Raw genomic sequence first — 15,809 nt, 5'->3', positions numbered from 1 at the left:
TTTTTTGGGGAGATTGGAATGACGAAAACTTACCGACCGACCCCTTCGAAATTAGCCGACGAGCTAAACAGCGCATTTGCTTCAGCTGAACCCAAGATAATTTGTAAGGCTATCGGCGAGGCACTTGGCGCTTTTAACATCGCCGAGATGGCAAGACAGACGGGTTTAGGCCGGCAGAGTATTTATCGAGCTTTCAAAACCAACACACAGCTTCCGAATTTTTCCACGGTTCTTGCAGTGCTCTCGGCCATGGGCTTACAACTCAAAGTAACTCCCAAGGGCGAGCGATCGACAGCTGCCGCGGCTCGCGTAACGAAGAAGTAGTCATCACTCAGGGGGCGAGAGCTACTGCGCGTCGTAGGTGGGAAAAGTCCCTTGAAGCTCCGCCGGTTCACGCCGTCAGGTGCTCGCGTGAGCCGACAGTATGTGATCGCCTGGATGCACGGAGGCAGAGCTGAGGGGCGATCTTCGGACGGGCCCCGGTTCCCGCTGGCGCGCCATTCTTCTTACAGAGACAAGGGATGGCAACGAGGCACCTGGTGTACTTGGGGGCGCCTCCCGCATGGTATAGGTCGGATCCAACCCTAACGAGTCGGGGTGTGCCGTGGGTATTTTCTTACTCTCGCTGGCAGCGTGCGTTGTTGGTGTTCTTCTCCTACTCGCATTCCGCCGATAGGACCGAATCGGGACGCAAGAGTTGCCTTGAATCCTCAGCCCAGCGCCGAGGTTAAGCTTGTCGGCCGGTTGTTTTTGACTGTGCGCGATTGAGCGCGTTCACTCCGCGGCGGGATGGAGACGAACGTGATCACTTGGCTGCTCCTCATCATCATCGCGGTCAGCGTTGCGATCCTGATCGCCCACACGATTGACGCCATACGCTCCTGACGCCAAGCGCAAAGGCGCGACATGTCCGAGGTTCGGCAGCGGTGCGCGGCGCAAGCGCCCGTTATGATAGCTGGCATGGCGGAGGCTCGGGCGGCCGGGTGAGCTCCTTGGATCGATCCAAGTCGGGCAGGACGCCTTGCCTGGACTTTCAACTGGGGAGCCGAACGGACCGGTTACCCGGACGAGACGTCCGAAATGGCGATGGCGCGCACGGTGTCGGATGGAGTCGAGGCGGCCTAGCGGCGCGGAGACATGCGCCGGCAAATAATGGGGACAGGCGTTCTCGAGAGCATCCGGGAGCGCGACGAGCGCGACTTTGTCTTCGGCTCCGGCAAGGGCGGCTATTCCGGCTGGTCGAAGCGAACGAGCAGATGGACCAGGCGTGAAGCTCAAGACGCCCAGGACGCTCCTACCTTCGCCGCACCGGCCGGGCCGATGTCGGGATTCTCGGACTCGCTCCGCACGTCGTCGAGCACTGCTGAACCACTTGCCCGCCAAGCTCCTGCGCACCTATGACACGAATCCCTACTTCAAGTAAAAGCGCGAGGCGCTGGACCTATGGGCGGCGCACCCGATGGGGCTGGTGGAGGGCGGCGCCAGCAACGTGGTGCCGATGAGAGCGTGAAACGAAAGGGCTAATGCTTTGCGACGTAGCCGTCGATCAAAGCCTCAAAGTCGCGTTTTCGAATTTGGACGCGAAGTTTCCTAGGAGTGCGCCACAAAATTGGCTGAGCCAATTGCCAAGTCGCGATCCACTCCAACACATTTTCGGGGTCTATTTCTTCATATGACCGAGGTCGATGCAAGGGCAGCACCGCGTCAGCACCTGCCGACAACGAAATGGTAGTTTCGCCTTCGAACATGGTCGCAAGTATCCCATCTATGCTGTCATCCCTCGCGACCCTGAATCGGCTAAGATCGCCGTCCGGCCACGAAATCAAAATTGGTCGTTCACTGACATTCTTCAAATATAAAAACGGCACGATGTTTCTGCTGCCGTCAATCAGTGGGCGCGCTTCAATGAATGCCACAGGATAGTGCTTTGTAAACTTCTCCAATATCAGGAATGCGACCGAACAGATGCCAGAGAGACCACCAAACAACTTTACAAATTCAACTGCACCACCGCTGTCCATTGAAGATCTCTCTTGATCTAACCTAAAATTGGCCGAGACCGTCTCGGAAGGTGAGAACTTTACTAAAAGCGTTGATCAGTCCTATCGGCCCCATTTTACGAAGCGTACGTGTTCCGCCGAAAGATTATGGACCGAACAATCCGTCCATCTGCTTGTAGAAATCCGTGATCGCCAAAAAATGTTCGCTCCGGGAATCTGCCGTCTTGCCGCGGTCGGCTGCAGAAAGATTCGGATCGTTTAGGGCCTTGTTGCAGTAATCCAACTTGATGAGATGATGATATAGACCGTCCAGGTATTTACGAAGATCTGGCCCAAACAAAAACCGAGATGCATCGATGGCTTCGATGAGCGTCATCTCAATACTCGGGCTGGAGGCTCCTAAAGTCGCTATTTGACCGACCGCCTTTCGCGTCGTCGAAAACGCCTCGATGCGACGCTGAAATAAGTCCAACGCTAGTTTGTTTTGCGCGATGTCAGCTTGTCTTCTTCCAAGTCGGAACTGGATCACGCCAAACGTGACCGTCGCGCACACGGCTACGATGGCTGCCATAATGGTCGCAAATGGCGCTGCGAGTTTAATTGCGAGTTCGCTTGTTTGAGGGTCCACGAGGGAGACTCGCTATTTCTTTGATGATTTCTGATATTCAACGATCGATGTTGCCGATCTTCCAATGGTCACCTGGATGGCTGCAATAATCGATATCCAGATTACCAAGCCAAGCAAGGGCACGCCCACTCGACTTAGTAAGCGGATCCCCGCAAGCTTCGACGATCTTCCGGGCCTCGCATCTCGAAGCGCCACAGTCATTCCTGGTAACTTTCCGTGGGTAAGCCAGTTGAGAAATTTTTGAAGATAAAAAAGGACTGTAAAACAGCCGATGTAGGCAAGCCACAAGAGCGGCGCGCTCTGCGCCGCCTCTGCAGCGACTTGGATTGTTGCGGAGAGCGCCAACCAGCCGATCACCTTAAACACTCCATCGACCAGCGAGCGCACCGGCGAGAGGAACGCGTGATCGTCAGGGAGTTCTATGATCCTAAGCTTCATCGGTGAAACGAGCCCCGAACGAGAGCAACGGCCAAAAGCACCAGCATGGCGCCGTCGATGCGGTTCATTAGCGGGGCCGTAGTTGGCGTAAAGTGTATTCGCTCAATTCGACCATGCACGGCTTGTAGGTGCGGCAGTCCGGCGGATCTCGCGGGAGTTCACGCGCAAGATCAACGACGGATCGCCATGTCATGAACTGCAGAACGGCTAGCAGAAGAAACAGCACAAAGAGAAGATTTGTCCGCAGCCAACGCAAGGCATCGCGAAATTCGGCCCGAGCCCATGGCTTAAATGGCATGATGATTCCCCAGGCGGAATGTCCCGCAACCGGAGAGCGAGCGCAAGGGGCTGAAGGTATTGGCATGTGCCGCGCCCACAGGCATGCTGCGGCCTGCTCCCTTGGAAGCTTCGCGTGCCAGCCTATCTCGTCCGCATCATTGACACCCGCGATCTGGTCGGGATATTCGTCGCCGACGACGAGGACTACCTTGCAATAGCCGTCGATGAATGCACCGACGAATACGTTGCGCTTTCCCGCCACGCGGGTGAGGACCCCGTCGTTTCCGTGGAGCAATCTTCGGAGGTGACGGAATAGGGGCCTCTATTGGTCCGCTACCTTGGACCAAACGCCATTGCTGTCCTTCATGTCACGATGGCTGGTGCCATCGTCCCAGTTGATGCAGGTTCGAACATCCTTGAAGTCGTTCAAAGTGCATGCCTCACGTGCAATGACCTTACCGTTCATGTCCTCGACTGTTTTCAAGAACGCGACTTTGCCCTGACTATCCAAGTAGCTTAGGCCGACGTTACACACTTTCAATTCGGGCTGGCAGGAGCGGCTAAAAAGCGGCTTCCCGCTATTCTGACTTGCGGATTTTTCCATCGCCCTATTGACGATTTCTGCCCAAGCAGGACTAGCGTTTGGTGTTGTCCGTGCAGCGGAAAGCTCCGCTCCCGATGGGGATAACGACGAAAGGCGAATTCGGCGGGGTTTGCTGCAGACTAGCAACTGGCGGAGTGAGTTGAGAGGGACGGCCCATCATGGTGACGCCCATCGACTGCAGCTCCTGCGGACTTAGCCAAACCATGTCTTGTGGAGACGTAACGACCATGCGGCCAATGATGGCGGATGGGACACCCAACTCTTTTGCGATTTTGGCCATCGATACCGTCGCAGCGCCTGATGCCGCCGTTTCCTCTCCATTTTCTCCTGACGCTCCGTGGACGCCGACTTGAGCACCGTAGCCGGCGTTCTTGGTTGAACCGGCGGCGAACATCAGAAAGCAAGCCGAGGCGCAGACCGCTGTCTTGCCCACGTTGGTGGATGTCTTTCCGAACCTGATGGCGTCGGCAATCTTGACCCCCTCGAGCAAATTTCCGCCGGGAGAATCCAGCCTAACGTTAGCAACAAATTTTCCGGAATCATTGGCTCGGCGAACTGACTGCGAAAACTTGTCGGCGTCTCCAGGCACAATCTCTCCAGTGATCCAAATGGTTGCTTGGCCTGACTTGCCCACGCCAACTTTAACCTCAGCAGACTGGCCGTCGTCCGAAAACACGGCGGGTGTAAGCAGCAGGAACGCCCCTGAAATCGTCGCACGCAGTTTGACCATCGCCCACTCCCTCTAGGGCATACTGTTTCGCAACCCAAGCGCGAACGCAAGCGAAACGCATGGCAATGAATGGTGGATTGACAGCAACGAGCCTTTGACATGCCGCGACTGCATAGCTGGATCGCTACCGACGTTTCGGAATGAATTCGACGGATCGCTGCTTCAGCGAAACCCTGGCCGCAAACCCAGCGTCCAACCATGCCATGGATTGCGTGTGACCAGCTTTGCGCGAGCTCTCATTTCCCCACCAGGCACTGAACTTGTAGGCCGACGCAGGCAATGACCTTCCGAGCAGGTCTTCTATTTCTAGAAATGTGAGCCGAACGGTTTGCCCCCGCATGCTATCTAACTTCGCTCGCAGAGGGTCGTACACGGACATCAATTCCCTACCTGGTGCCGTTGGCCTGAGCGCGGATATGGAAAGCCCCTCCGAGAAGTCGGCGTGCCTTGAATTTACGTGGCCTAACGAGTTGGATTAGGGCGCGCCCGACAATCCCAATCCGCCGGTGCGCCTCATCAGCCTGATCAGTATCTCGGCGTCCGGTGACCGGTTTGGCCACTGGATGGATTGTAGTTGCCGGTGGTGCCGAAATTGTCGCGCTGCGTGCCGTTTGGATTCGTGGCGATGTACGGCGTGACGTAGGTCCCGTTGCCACGTGTATAGCCGGATGACGTGTGCGTGCTCGGATTGGAACCGGTGCCGCTAAGATATTGCGCCTGGGCAGCCGTTGCGGCGAGCGTCAATGCGACGGCCAAAAGGAGTCGTTTCATTCCCAGTCCCCCCAAGTGGTTTTATCAGTTTGGGGATGCAACCATGAAGTCCGCCGGCAGGCTAGTTCGACCATAGGATTAGTCGCAAGGAACGCTCCGACCGTCGAGCCGCGGTGCCGGCGTCAACTCGTGCTCACCGTTTTCGGGTTGCGGACGATGGGCGCCGGATAGTCCGGAAACACTGACGGCATCGCCGGCCGGTTGCCAACGTAGCGGTTGACGACCGCTGAACAGCGGCATGATGGCGGCCTGGTTGGTGGTGATGGTGCAGAGATTGCACATCGTCAGGAGCCTTCTTCGAGCGCCTCGAAGGCGCGGCTGGCTGCGGATCACCAACCGGCCGCAATCCAATCAGCTCGGGGCGGTGCTTACGGCCGGCGGTACGCTGGCACAGGCCGCAGTACAACGCCTTCTTTAGCGTATGCACAGGCCGCTCGCGCGGCCAGAGGACCAGAGTTAGTTCGACGAGCTCTGTGTGGCGGCAGCAACGGACCTCGAGGAGGCTGTGCTCGCCCTCGATGCCGCAGCGATCGTCGGTGACGGATCCTCTCCGCTGCCAATGAACTGGCGCGTCGTCCAGGCGATGCAATCGAGCGCATAGGCCTTTGCGAGAGCGGCATCGGCGGCGGCGTGCGCCGCGACGGCCTCGCGCAGCTCACGTTGATAGGCGACTTCGGCCCTGTGGAGCTCGCGGGCGAAGTGTTTGCGATCGCCGCCGGACAGAGGCGGGGTGATAATGCGGGCGGCGGACATGTCGACGATAAAAGCGCACGCGAGAACCGTCGTCCAATCCGCTAGATTTGGTGGAGAAGCACTGTAATGACCCACTAGGCGTGGGCTATGTGGACAAGTCGATTCGTCGAGGCGTCGCCTTCGCCAAGCGCCGGCTAAGGATGTGCATTGGGCATCCTCAGAGCACTGCGATGGCCGCCGCGGGTGCAGACACGATAGAGCCAGGGCTCGACGTAGCTGCCCTTCCAGATGCCGCGGGCTCGCTTGCTCCGCGGCCCTTTGGGGGGCGTCATACCGCTTCCTTTAATGCTGCGGCCAATCCAGCACAAAGGCCGCTCTGCACCAGCCATTCGCCCGAAGTCGGCGCCGCCGACGGAGCAAGTGGCGACCGATGCGGCGGTATCGATGGAGGCTCACCGGCAAACAGCTTACCAGCCGATCGGCGATGAAGGCGGCGAGGGCGTTCGCCGCCTCGCCACCGCACCGGTATTGCAGGCTATCCTCGCCGCGGCAGAGCTGGCTGCTTTCCGCCCGTTCGATCGCAGATCCGATAGAACGATCCAGGCTTATAGAAGCGCTCTGTTCCCATTAAGCTGCCTCGTACACGCCACTGAAAACGTAAACATTGCTGTTGGCTGCCGCGCCGCCGGTCGAACTTGAAATCAGCGCATTGGTAAGACCGCCCGTGGGGATATCACCAGAGTGGATCGCCCCTGTGGTCGTACTCTTGCCGACGAGGATTGCACCGCCCGAAGCCGCCGTAACCGGCAAACTGAACCCGGCCTGAGTTGCGGAGCCCATACCCGAAGCTCCGATAGTAATATTGACGCGAATAGATATGGTCTTGCCATCCTGGCGATATTGTCCGGTCAGCGTGTTGCCAGTTCCGATGGCTCCACCAGCCAAGCTGACAAGGGTTGGGGTATACGCCGTCCATGCACCAGAGATCGCGCTATAGGTGGCGGTCGGTGGGATTGTCGCCGTGCCTGCGGGCAGCGGGTCCGAACTGAGGACATTTAGACCGACGATTGACGCAGTGCCAACGGCGTGCGGGTTTTGCGAAATCTGAATGGGAAGGTTGGCGTAGAACTGGCAGTTCTCGACCAGGCCGAGCTCGCGGCCCTGCACGGAAAGACCGACGGCACCTGACGTTGCGGCCAGGATACCATTGCCTTGCCATATCGATCCACGATGACGTTCCGCATCGTGAACTGCGTGGTATCGATCAGCGTAATGCCGTTCTTTGTCGTTGTGGTATCCGAAGACCCAACGGTCATGTCGCTTATGCCGTTGTTACCGATGATACCAGCATTGCCAAACTGGACTGCCGAAGTTGGCACAGTCGGGACAAGAACCAGCGTCGTTGCGTGCATCCCCGCGCCCTTGAGGAACACGTTGCTGCTCGCGACAGAGATTCCGTTGCCGACGCTGTATGCGCCAGGACCGAACAACAGCGTGCCGCCGCCAATGGCGCCCAGCGCCGTAATTGCGGCGTTGATAGCGGTCTGGTTGTTGGTTAGAGAACCCGCAGCCGTTCCCAAGGGAGACGACACGGCCCCAAACATCTCAGGCGTATAGATCTTGCGCCATATCGTGTCTTCCGTGATGGCGGTAGCGCCAGTTCCGGTCTGCGTGAACGACACATCGGCGGCGACGGGCTGCGTCATCCCTGGCGCGCCGTCAGTGCCGATCGAGCTAACAAAACTGTGGGCGACCACGGTGGCTGCCTTTACGCCGCCCAGCGTCGAGGTAGTCGGGGCCGGCAATTGCGCGGCGGCCAGTGTGCCGGAGATGTCGGTGAACGCCGGCTGCGCGGTCGTGACCGTGCCGTCAGTGTTGATGGCGGTGACGAACTGGTGGGTGGTCGCGGTATGGCTGAAAACGCCGCCGAGCACGGTCGGCGCTGGCATAGGCATGGCCGCCACTGGCAGCGCAATCACGAACGTCCATTTGCCTGCGGCCAGGTCGGTCGCGAACGTGCCTGCCGTGTGCGCCACCGCGCACCGATACAGGTTGTAGTTCTGCAAAACGGCAGTGCCGACCGTGCACAGCGTACCGGTCGCCCACGCATTCGCCGGCGCCAGGCCGTTCGACTGCACCGACGCCGAAAGGCTGTCATACGTCACGACGCCGTTCAACAGCGCGCCATCGTCGCGCTGGATCAACGCGAGATTGGTGCGAATCTGGTCGGTGGTCGTCTTGAGCGCGCTGAATTCGAAGTCGAGCTGCTGGCCGGGGAAATTGGAAATGGTCGCGGCATCACTGACGAACGCGTGCGCTGGCGAGTACGAAGACGGCTGAGACACGGGGCATCCTCGGAAGGAGGGACGCCGCCGGCGACGCGACTAAATCAGCCTATGCCAGAATTATACGATAAACGCAGAGCGTCCGCAATCTAGCACGACGTACGTCACTGATAGCTTCCGTCCGGCTGCAGATTGTACGTGTGCCCGTTCTGAAGAACTGTCTGCGGTTTGGCGAGGGCTGCCGGATCGACGCCGTTTTGCTGCAGCCGCCGCTTCACTGCTGCCGGGTCGGCGCCGCGTGCAATCGCGTCGCGTGCCTGAGATAGCGGATCGCTGCCCGACGTTGCCGAACTCTTCGGCGATGCCGGGTCGCTGCCGGCGCTCGATAGCGGCACCCACCGTCCGTTTACCAAGCCGAGTTTCTGGCCAGTCTGTGGATTGGTGGCTGTCTGCGTCGGCGCTGCGGAAGCCGACGCGGCTTGTGCAGCAGGTGCTGCAGTAGCTTGCGTAGCAGGCGCCTGCTGCTGAGGCTCCGTGTACATCCGGATCGTGTTTTCGATCTGGTGAAGCTGTTGGGACAGTTTCACGCGTTCGGCGGGCAGCGTGTTGGGATCGATGACAAGCTGGCGAATCTGTTCGTGGTCGCCCTTGAGCGCATTCACGATCGTCGGGATCTTCGCCGCCTCGGTCTCCGGATTGCTGAGTGCGTTGCCTTGCGGAAGCAAGTCGTTTACCCATTGCTGTGCCTGAACAGTCTGCCGTCCGGGTCCGCCGAGCAACACGGCCCGCGCTTGGTTGTTCCGAATATCTTGTGACGATCGCGCCCGTTGGATGTCCGGAGCGATTTCAGACGAGCCAGTGGCCGCCTTCATCACGCTCGTTGCAGCAGGTAGCGCGCCAAGCTCTTCGTTGAAGAACGTTGCAATCTTCGGGCCGATTCCCGATGTCCTCGACGCGTCGGCGGCCGCCTGACTTTTCTTCGGGTCCCCAACAACCAGTGGCGTCGACGCGCTCGAGCGCACGTTGTTATCGCGAGCCTGGGCCAGGGCCGCGTCCGTGCCTACCGGTTGAAATCCGGTCGCCGAAACAGTCCTGCCGTCGGGCAGGATCGCTGTCCGGCCGCCGTCGCGGGAGATCGCTGTTTGGCCAGTGCGCGGCTCGATCAACGTTTGCTCCGCTAGGTCCAGACCGGCTTTCTTCAGGATGCGCGGATCGAGGGCACCAAGCGGGTCCGATGACGTCTGACTCGGCTGCGCCGCAGCGGCCTGCCGACGCAGCATGTTTGCGACCACGTTGTCGGAAGTCATTGGCGCTTCGCCGCCGACCGCTTGCGACTTGGGAACATAGTGAGCCACGCCGGCATCATCGAGGACCGGCGTCAACGTACGCTGATCGATCGCAAGCTGAGTCTCGCGTGCGCGGTCCGAGGCGATGCGTTGCGATTCCAGCGTCGTGGCGTTATTCATGCCGGTGGTCGTGATGACGTTGTCGAGAGAGCGACGTTGACCGATGGCAGTGCTTGCTGCGGGGCCGCCGGCGCCCATCATCGAGATTGCGAGGCGGGGATCGTCGAAGCTGGATGCATGGTTCGCAGCGGAGAACCGGCCAAAGTCGGCCGCGTCCTGGCCGGTCTTGCCCGCGAGCACTCCGTAGTAGCCGATGTCGTTGCGATTGCCGGCGCGTACTGCAGCGGCGAGGGGCTCGGAGCTGTCGTTCTCACGCTTCAGCCCGAACGCCTTTTGCCGGTAAACTTCTTCTGTGCCTGGTCGCCGAACATCGCCTCGCCGAGATCCTTCAGCGAGTTGGCCAGCGGCGAATTGTCGGCGTATGCGTTGATGATGCGGGGCATCCAGCGCCTCAAGTTGATGTTGAGAGGCCGGGTTCGCGAATCCCGGAAGGCGTCAGCGGAGAGTGGAGTGTAGCACAACCGGTGGGAAAGTCAGCGTTCTAAGGTCGCAGCTGTTCAACGCGAGCTATAGTCCTGGCGGATGCGACCTCCTCGGAGGCGACAATATTGGCCCTAACGAGGCCGACCTTCTGGGGCCGCCGGCTGATGTTGAGGGGAGGCGCCCGACCTTAGATTGTTCGCCTTTCGGCCGTTAATGGGCCTAAACCGGACATCATGCGGACAGCCCAATTCGGTCGAGAATGACCCTAAGCCGAACTCCGCCTTGCGCCGATTAAAATCGGAGGCGCTTCACATCATCGTCCCGGGTATGAAGCAGCGAATGCTCACACCCATCGGGCCATAGAGCGGCCAGACCAGCGTCGCTTTAGCCCTGTTCGGCTCGTCGATGACGGCGTCGTCGGGTACGTAAACCCACTCGGTTTCCACGTTGGTGGCGCCAGCCATCGCGCCCGAAGCCCCCAGGCGTTGTCGGCACGCGGACACGGTAATGGATGGTTGCCGGTGATCTCCCAATCTACCTCTGACAAATGCATCGCTTCGCTACCATCGCAGCACAGATCTCCCTTTCGGTCATAAAGCTCCGCAAACCACTTCGACAGATCAAGCCGATTGTGATCGTGCGCGAGCACGGCGCTGGTCGATACCATCAGCGCGACCGCGAACAGATTACGGAACATCGACTTATTCCAAATCGTTGGCTATCAAATCGGTCAGGGAGGAACTGTTGCCCGGATTCAGTCCACTCGCACAGCACCGCAATGGTCCGCGAAGTCACTGGCGTTGCCAGTCCGATGGCGTGCCCTAAATCGCTTAACCGCCCAGCGGGCCACGCGCCTGCGCTTCCGAAGTAGGTGGCCCGCTTCCGAGGGCTGGATCAGAGCAGGCTGACGCCAGCTTTGCTCGCCTCGCGATTAGACGGCCAGTCCACCAAACCCGCAATTGGAGAATTTGGATTACCCCCCGCTCGGTCTACATGACGAAGCGGCCCGCACAACAACGGTATCTGTACCTGCGATTTTGATTCCACTAGCGTCCCGACAGGCTGATTCCATTTGCTGCCTTGCATGATTCTGAAAGTGGCCGATTTTGTTGCAAAAGTCGGTTGAGACAAGTCACGAACCGTGATTCCGTTGTGTTGACGCGAATCTCGGCGAGGTCGATCCATGATGGGCCGTCTGAAGAGTGACCAAGGTCAACTGTTCTACGAGTTTCGTCTTGGCGACGCGATACCCGAAGATCATCTGGTGCGGAAGATCGATGCTGCTCTCGATCTGTCCTGGCTTCGCGGTGAACTAGCATCTCACTATTCGTCGATGGGGCGCCCGTCGATTGATCCGGAACTGATGATCCGGATGCTGGTCGTGGGGTATGTCTTTGCGATCCGCTCGGAACGGCTGATCTGCCGTGAAGTGCAGGTGAACCTCGCCTATCGCTGGTTCTGCAAGCTTGGTATCGAGGACGCTGTCCCGGATCATTCGGCATTTTCGCGCGCCCGCAACGAGCGCTTCCGTGATGGAGATGTTCTCCGCCGCGTGTTCGAACGGATTGTCGAGACATGCATTGCCGCCGGTCTGGTTGGTGGCGAAGGATTTGCAGTCGATGCGAGCCTGATTGCGGCCGACGCGAACAAGCAGCGCTCGATCGCAGGTCAGGACTGGCGCAGGGATCGCGATCCGGCCAGGTCCAGCCGCGCGGTGAAGGAGTATTTGGCAACCCTCGACGATCCGGCGTGGGGCGCCGCCAGCGATGTCATCCCGAAGTTTGTCTCGCCATCCGATCCGGCAGCGCAGTGGACCGGCGCTCACAAGGGGCCGGCATTCTTCGCGTACTCCGACAACTATCTCATCGACGTGAAGTTCGGCGTCATCGTGGATGTCGAGGCCTCCCGCGCCATTCGCCAGGCCGAGGTCGGTGCAGCAAAAACCATGATCGAACGAACCGAGGAGCGCTTTGGTCTCAAGCCAGAGCGACTTGTCGGGGATACCGCTTACGGAGCGGCTCCGATGCTGAACTGGCTGGTCGAGGAGAAGGGCATCGCGCCGCATATCCCTGTGTTCGATAAGTCGAAGCGGGATGATGGCACCTTCTCGCGGAGCGACTTTCGATATGACCCAACCGGGGACGTTTACCACTGCCCGGGTGGTAAGCGGCTTGGGACGAGCGGTACCGTGCACGAGGGCAAGACCCTTCTGTATCGTGCCAGCAAGCTCGACTGCGATGTATGCCCGCTCAAACCGCAGTGCTGCCCAAAGGAACCATCACGCAAGATCCCGCGCGATATCCATGAGCATGCCCGAGACGTTGCCCGGTCGTTCGCTGGCACCGAGGGCTTCGAGCTCTCTCGGCGTCAGCGCAAGAAGATCGAGATGAGGTTCGCACACTTGAAGCGCATCCTGAAGCTTGGTCGGCTCCGATTGCGAGGCCCGCAAGGTGCCCAGGATGAGTTTGTTCTAGCCGCCATCGCTCAGAATCTGAGGCGGTTTGCATCGCTGGTCGCACGACCGCCGCCGGCTCAGGTTCTGCGCATCGCGTAGCGTAGCGTCAAAGTTGCGTAAAATGCGTCAGGGCCAGCGCTTCAAAGCGCGGCCCAACAAAAGGCCCAGCGGCCAAATCCATTGCAGCCAACTTTTGCAACAAAATCGGCCCAAAGGCGACATTCGACGTCAGGAGTGATTTCCAGCTGCCGTCTGAGCTTTGGATGCTAGCCGGGGAAGTCGCGGAACTCCTTGACGAGATTAAACGGAATCTTCCACCCGGCGCCTCCGTCGCGCATCAGCATCTTGATGTCTTCCGCCCTGTTTTCTTTTCCGGTTTTCGGATCGGTCTCCAATGTGTGGCCGTTGCTGTCCCAAGGCTTGGTCGCGCTCTTCGAGTAGGAGCCGAGAAAATGCCCGGCTTCATGGGCAGACGTGTTAGGCCCGCGTTGCGAGCTGATGAAGGCAAGGTCCAGCGATCGAGCAAACGAGCCATTGGGAAAGGAGCCCTTGGACCGAAGCTTGTCGACACAGAAAATGGTGAGATGGGCGCCTTGAACTTTGTGTTTGGCGAAGAAGCTCTTCAGTTTTTCGACATCGATCACATCGGGAAGGATCGCAAGGCTCGCATCCTTCATGCCAGTCGCATTGGCGAGCTCCTGTTTGACGGCAGCCTGCGAGTCGTCGATGACCAGCCAGTCTGTTGGCACCCGCTCGAAGCGGATGTTGGCCTGCGGCCTCCATATATTGTTCATCGTCAGCAATTCATCTTGCTCACTGCAGGGCTTCTTGGCGTGAAAAGCCGGAGCGCCGCCGCTGCCCGGAATCATGACGTTGCGGAACGCCACCTTGATCTTGATTTCCGGCAGCACGACGACATAGAGCTTGGCTTCGATCTTCCGGCCGGCCGACCGGGCCACCACCTCCAGACCGGGAAAGGGAATCGGCTTGATCCGGCCATTGATTTCGAAAAACCGTGCATCGCCATTGAAGGTGGCGGGAAGTGACGCCGCCCTGAGCTGCGGATCGATGTCGGGTGCGGAGAAGGTGTCTTTGGTCTGCATGACGCGTCTAAGAGTATCGGCGCCATCGATCTCCTTGATCCCGAGGGCATGGGGGTTAGGATCGACTTTGAGCTTTCTTCCGGGATCGATCAGCGCCACGATGTTGGAGCCGCCGAACGGCACCACCATGCCTGGCGGGCTGCGGCCCTCATCGATGCCGGAGCGGCGGAAAACCTCTTGGAAAGCGGCCATGTCCGGTTCTCCTGTTCTAGTTCGGCCCGTCAACGCGAAATTTTGAACCTTCGGCCGTTCGCTGCGCGGCTGGCGGATGGTTTCCTCGGGCGTGCCGATCCTCGGCGATGATGCCGGCATTCATGAAGCCGACGCGGGGTGGAGACATCGGCTGAGAAGGCCATCTCGTGCGTGGCCAGCATCGTCTTGCCTTGGCGCTTCTGGCCCCGGTCACCCCTTGGCAGCAACGTACCCATAGAAATTCATAAGAAAGTCCCGAACCGCGAGGGGCTTGACGGCATGGGTTTTTTCCTGCGGATGCGGTATCAAATAGTCTCCATCGCCATATGAGAAGACCTTCGCCTTCACGAACCCGTTCATCACTTGTATCTTCTCGCGCAGCACGACCCAGTGCATCGTAAGCGCGGAGCCTTTATCGGACTGGTCGTCATAGTCGATCATATTGGCGCTTATGAAAAGACATACGCGATATCCGCTGTCGAGCAGCCGGTTGGCTTCGTTTACATCGTCGATGTCTTTGTTGAATCGTGAAATGTTGGTATTCTCGCGCACGTCCCGGTATCCTGCCTTGCGAAACCATTGCTCCATTTCGCTCGGCAGGGTGACACCCGCAAGATCGCTGATCTTGCCTGTGTCGTCGAAATCCAGGAACCAGTTCTCCGAATCGCGTATGGAGGCGCATGTCAGCCAGTCGACGTGGTCCAGCGACCAGGGTGGCGTGAAGTTCCTCACATCCTTTCCCGGCTTGATCAGCAGGCGGCCAAGATTCGCCTGCCCCTTCTGATAGAGATCGATCGCGAAGCGCGCGTAAGACCCTGGCTTGTCCGACGCGTAGCCGAACATCAGGGCGGATGGCCCGCACAGACTTCCCTGGTCTTGATTGATGAGGCTCGGTTTCGCAATGCGCCTGAGAATACCTATGCCGACGCGGTGTGGGTCGAGCTTCGGAAAGAACGTCGTCCTCGTATTTTTCAGGAAATCGCAGACCATTTCCGCGGCTAGTTTTTTCTGGTCGGAATTGAGATCATACGGTCCGATCCCGCGCTTCTCCTTGTATTCTTCTCCGACGAAGAGCGTGATGAGCTTTTTCGAGGTGGGGGAGAGCGTTCTGGAGGTGTTCGCAATGGTGGTCAGGTCGTCCAGCTCGAATGCGGTGACCATGCCGTCTGCGACGGTAGCCCGGATGATGTCAACGACCTCTGCGTAGTCCAGCTTTGAATCGTCGATGAGACCTTTGCGAAGTGCAGCATCGACGGAAGGAGTCGCGATTGCGTCCCATTGGCCCTTTGGCGGGGCGGGCTTGGCGGCCGCCTTCGTCGACAGTTCAACGAGCCGATTGAATGTCGGACCGGCAGGCCGAACATAGCCGTCAGGCGTGCCGGGAAAGTTCTTCTTCTGGAAGTACAGAATCGAGTTGTAAAGGCCGTCGCTGGCATAACCGGTCACGACCATCTGTGGTTTGAGCGTGTTCTCGGCGCCGCCGTCGGAAATGGCGATCTTGTTGAGCAGCGAAATAACCAGTTCCTGATCCTTTTTCCAGTTCTGGCAGCTGCGCCCTGTCGTCGCGAACCGTCCGACCTTGTCTTTCAACTGCAGCATATCGCGCCTCCCGGAACGGGAATGCTGCCTCGAACGTCCTGACATGCAGCCGGAGGCAGGCGCCGTGGCAAGTCTTCCCGCTGTAGGGTTGGTCGCCCTTGCCGTCCCTTGTGTTCACTCGCAAGGACAGCGGTCGCCCTGTG

At 59.1% G+C, this 15,809-nt stretch carries 18 protein-coding genes and 1 pseudogene; 4 read left to right on the top strand and 15 right to left on the bottom strand.

Annotated features, from left to right (window positions below):
- Nucleotides 1-18: 18 nt before the first annotated feature.
- A complete protein-coding gene (locus IVB19_RS20545) occupies nt 19-324 on the top strand; it encodes an addiction module antidote protein (RefSeq protein WP_247487914.1) in 306 nt (101 codons plus the stop codon).
- A 1,196-nt stretch (nt 325-1,520) separates the two neighbouring features.
- Here IVB19_RS20545 and IVB19_RS20540 read toward each other — a convergent pair.
- From IVB19_RS20540 to IVB19_RS20530, 3 genes are all read right to left on the bottom strand, one after another.
- Nucleotides 1,521-2,021 (bottom strand): hypothetical protein, encoded by a 501-nt coding sequence (locus tag IVB19_RS20540; protein ID WP_247487916.1) that lies wholly within the window; start codon nt 2,019-2,021, stop codon nt 1,521-1,523.
- 124 nt (nt 2,022-2,145) lie between these two features.
- The gene (locus IVB19_RS20535) at nt 2,146-2,628 is read right to left on the bottom strand and encodes a hypothetical protein (RefSeq protein ID WP_247819855.1); all 483 of its coding nucleotides are present in this window, start codon (nt 2,626-2,628) and stop codon (nt 2,146-2,148) included.
- A 12-nt stretch (nt 2,629-2,640) separates the two neighbouring features.
- Entirely contained in the window at nt 2,641-3,066 is a 426-nt protein-coding gene (locus tag IVB19_RS20530; RefSeq protein WP_247487920.1) for a hypothetical protein, read from the bottom strand.
- Between the two features lie 412 nt (nt 3,067-3,478).
- Between IVB19_RS20530 and IVB19_RS20525 the strand changes: the two genes are divergently transcribed.
- The gene (locus IVB19_RS20525) at nt 3,479-3,661 is read left to right on the top strand and encodes a hypothetical protein (protein ID WP_247487923.1); all 183 of its coding nucleotides are present in this window, start codon (nt 3,479-3,481) and stop codon (nt 3,659-3,661) included.
- A 6-nt stretch (nt 3,662-3,667) separates the two neighbouring features.
- Here the strand turns inward: IVB19_RS20525 and IVB19_RS20520 are convergent, their stop codons facing one another.
- From IVB19_RS20520 to IVB19_RS20505, 5 genes and pseudogenes are all read right to left on the bottom strand, one after another.
- Entirely contained in the window at nt 3,668-3,949 is a 282-nt protein-coding gene (locus IVB19_RS20520) for a hypothetical protein (protein WP_247487925.1), read from the bottom strand.
- A gap of 31 nt (nt 3,950-3,980) precedes the next feature.
- Nucleotides 3,981-4,679, bottom strand: a complete 699-nt coding sequence (locus tag IVB19_RS20515) for a COG3904 family protein (protein WP_247487926.1) — start codon at nt 4,677-4,679, stop codon at nt 3,981-3,983.
- Between the two features lie 124 nt (nt 4,680-4,803).
- A complete protein-coding gene (locus IVB19_RS40715) occupies nt 4,804-5,058 on the bottom strand; it encodes a DUF7662 domain-containing protein (RefSeq protein ID WP_524536669.1) in 255 nt (84 codons plus the stop codon).
- A 146-nt stretch (nt 5,059-5,204) separates the two neighbouring features.
- Nucleotides 5,205-5,450: a hypothetical protein gene (locus IVB19_RS20510; RefSeq protein ID WP_247487928.1), complete on the bottom strand. Its 246-nt coding sequence runs from the start codon at nt 5,448-5,450 to the stop codon at nt 5,205-5,207.
- Between the two features lie 146 nt (nt 5,451-5,596).
- Nucleotides 5,597-5,732 (bottom strand): annotated as a pseudogene (locus IVB19_RS20505) (SOS response-associated peptidase); the annotation flags it as partial.
- Nucleotides 5,733-5,925: 193 nt separating this feature from the next.
- On the opposite strand from IVB19_RS20505, the gene IVB19_RS40260 reads away from it, so the two are divergent.
- Nucleotides 5,926-6,051 (top strand): hypothetical protein, encoded by a 126-nt coding sequence (locus tag IVB19_RS40260; RefSeq protein ID WP_256467330.1) that lies wholly within the window; start codon nt 5,926-5,928, stop codon nt 6,049-6,051.
- A gap of 719 nt (nt 6,052-6,770) precedes the next feature.
- On the opposite strand, the gene IVB19_RS20500 is transcribed toward IVB19_RS40260, so the two are convergent.
- The 5 genes from IVB19_RS20500 to IVB19_RS20485 form a co-directional block, all read right to left on the bottom strand.
- A complete protein-coding gene (locus tag IVB19_RS20500; protein WP_247819854.1) occupies nt 6,771-7,088 on the bottom strand; it encodes a hypothetical protein in 318 nt (105 codons plus the stop codon).
- A 110-nt stretch (nt 7,089-7,198) separates the two neighbouring features.
- Complete coding sequence (locus IVB19_RS20495) at nt 7,199-8,488, bottom strand: pectate lyase family protein (protein ID WP_247819853.1); 1,290 nt, start codon at nt 8,486-8,488, stop codon at nt 7,199-7,201.
- A 104-nt stretch (nt 8,489-8,592) separates the two neighbouring features.
- Nucleotides 8,593-10,074, bottom strand: coding sequence for a hypothetical protein (locus IVB19_RS20490; RefSeq protein ID WP_247819852.1), 1,482 nt, complete (start codon nt 10,072-10,074; stop codon nt 8,593-8,595).
- A 77-nt stretch (nt 10,075-10,151) separates the two neighbouring features.
- Entirely contained in the window at nt 10,152-10,277 is a 126-nt protein-coding gene (locus IVB19_RS40255) for a hypothetical protein (protein ID WP_256474559.1), read from the bottom strand.
- A 348-nt stretch (nt 10,278-10,625) separates the two neighbouring features.
- A complete protein-coding gene (locus IVB19_RS20485; protein ID WP_524536668.1) occupies nt 10,626-10,781 on the bottom strand; it encodes a hypothetical protein in 156 nt (51 codons plus the stop codon).
- Nucleotides 10,782-11,500: 719 nt separating this feature from the next.
- On the opposite strand from IVB19_RS20485, the gene IVB19_RS20480 reads away from it, so the two are divergent.
- Nucleotides 11,501-12,871, top strand: a complete 1,371-nt coding sequence (locus tag IVB19_RS20480; protein WP_026233905.1) for an IS1182 family transposase — start codon at nt 11,501-11,503, stop codon at nt 12,869-12,871.
- A gap of 167 nt (nt 12,872-13,038) precedes the next feature.
- Here the strand turns inward: IVB19_RS20480 and IVB19_RS20475 are convergent, their stop codons facing one another.
- On the bottom strand, nt 13,039-14,067 hold the full coding sequence (locus IVB19_RS20475) for a hypothetical protein (RefSeq protein ID WP_247487673.1): 1,029 nt from the start codon (nt 14,065-14,067) through the stop codon (nt 13,039-13,041).
- A gap of 210 nt (nt 14,068-14,277) precedes the next feature.
- Nucleotides 14,278-15,666 carry a hypothetical protein gene (locus IVB19_RS20470; protein WP_247366692.1) on the bottom strand — a complete coding sequence of 463 codons (1,389 nt, stop codon included), beginning with the start codon at nt 15,664-15,666 and terminating at the stop codon, nt 14,278-14,280.
- Nucleotides 15,667-15,809: the final 143 nt, after the last annotated feature.

It is taken from the genome of Bradyrhizobium sp. 187 (genome assembly GCF_023101005.1).
Lineage (GTDB): Bacteria > Pseudomonadota > Alphaproteobacteria > Rhizobiales > Xanthobacteraceae > Bradyrhizobium > Bradyrhizobium canariense_D.
This window is presented reverse-complemented; position numbering and strand designations above follow the sequence as displayed.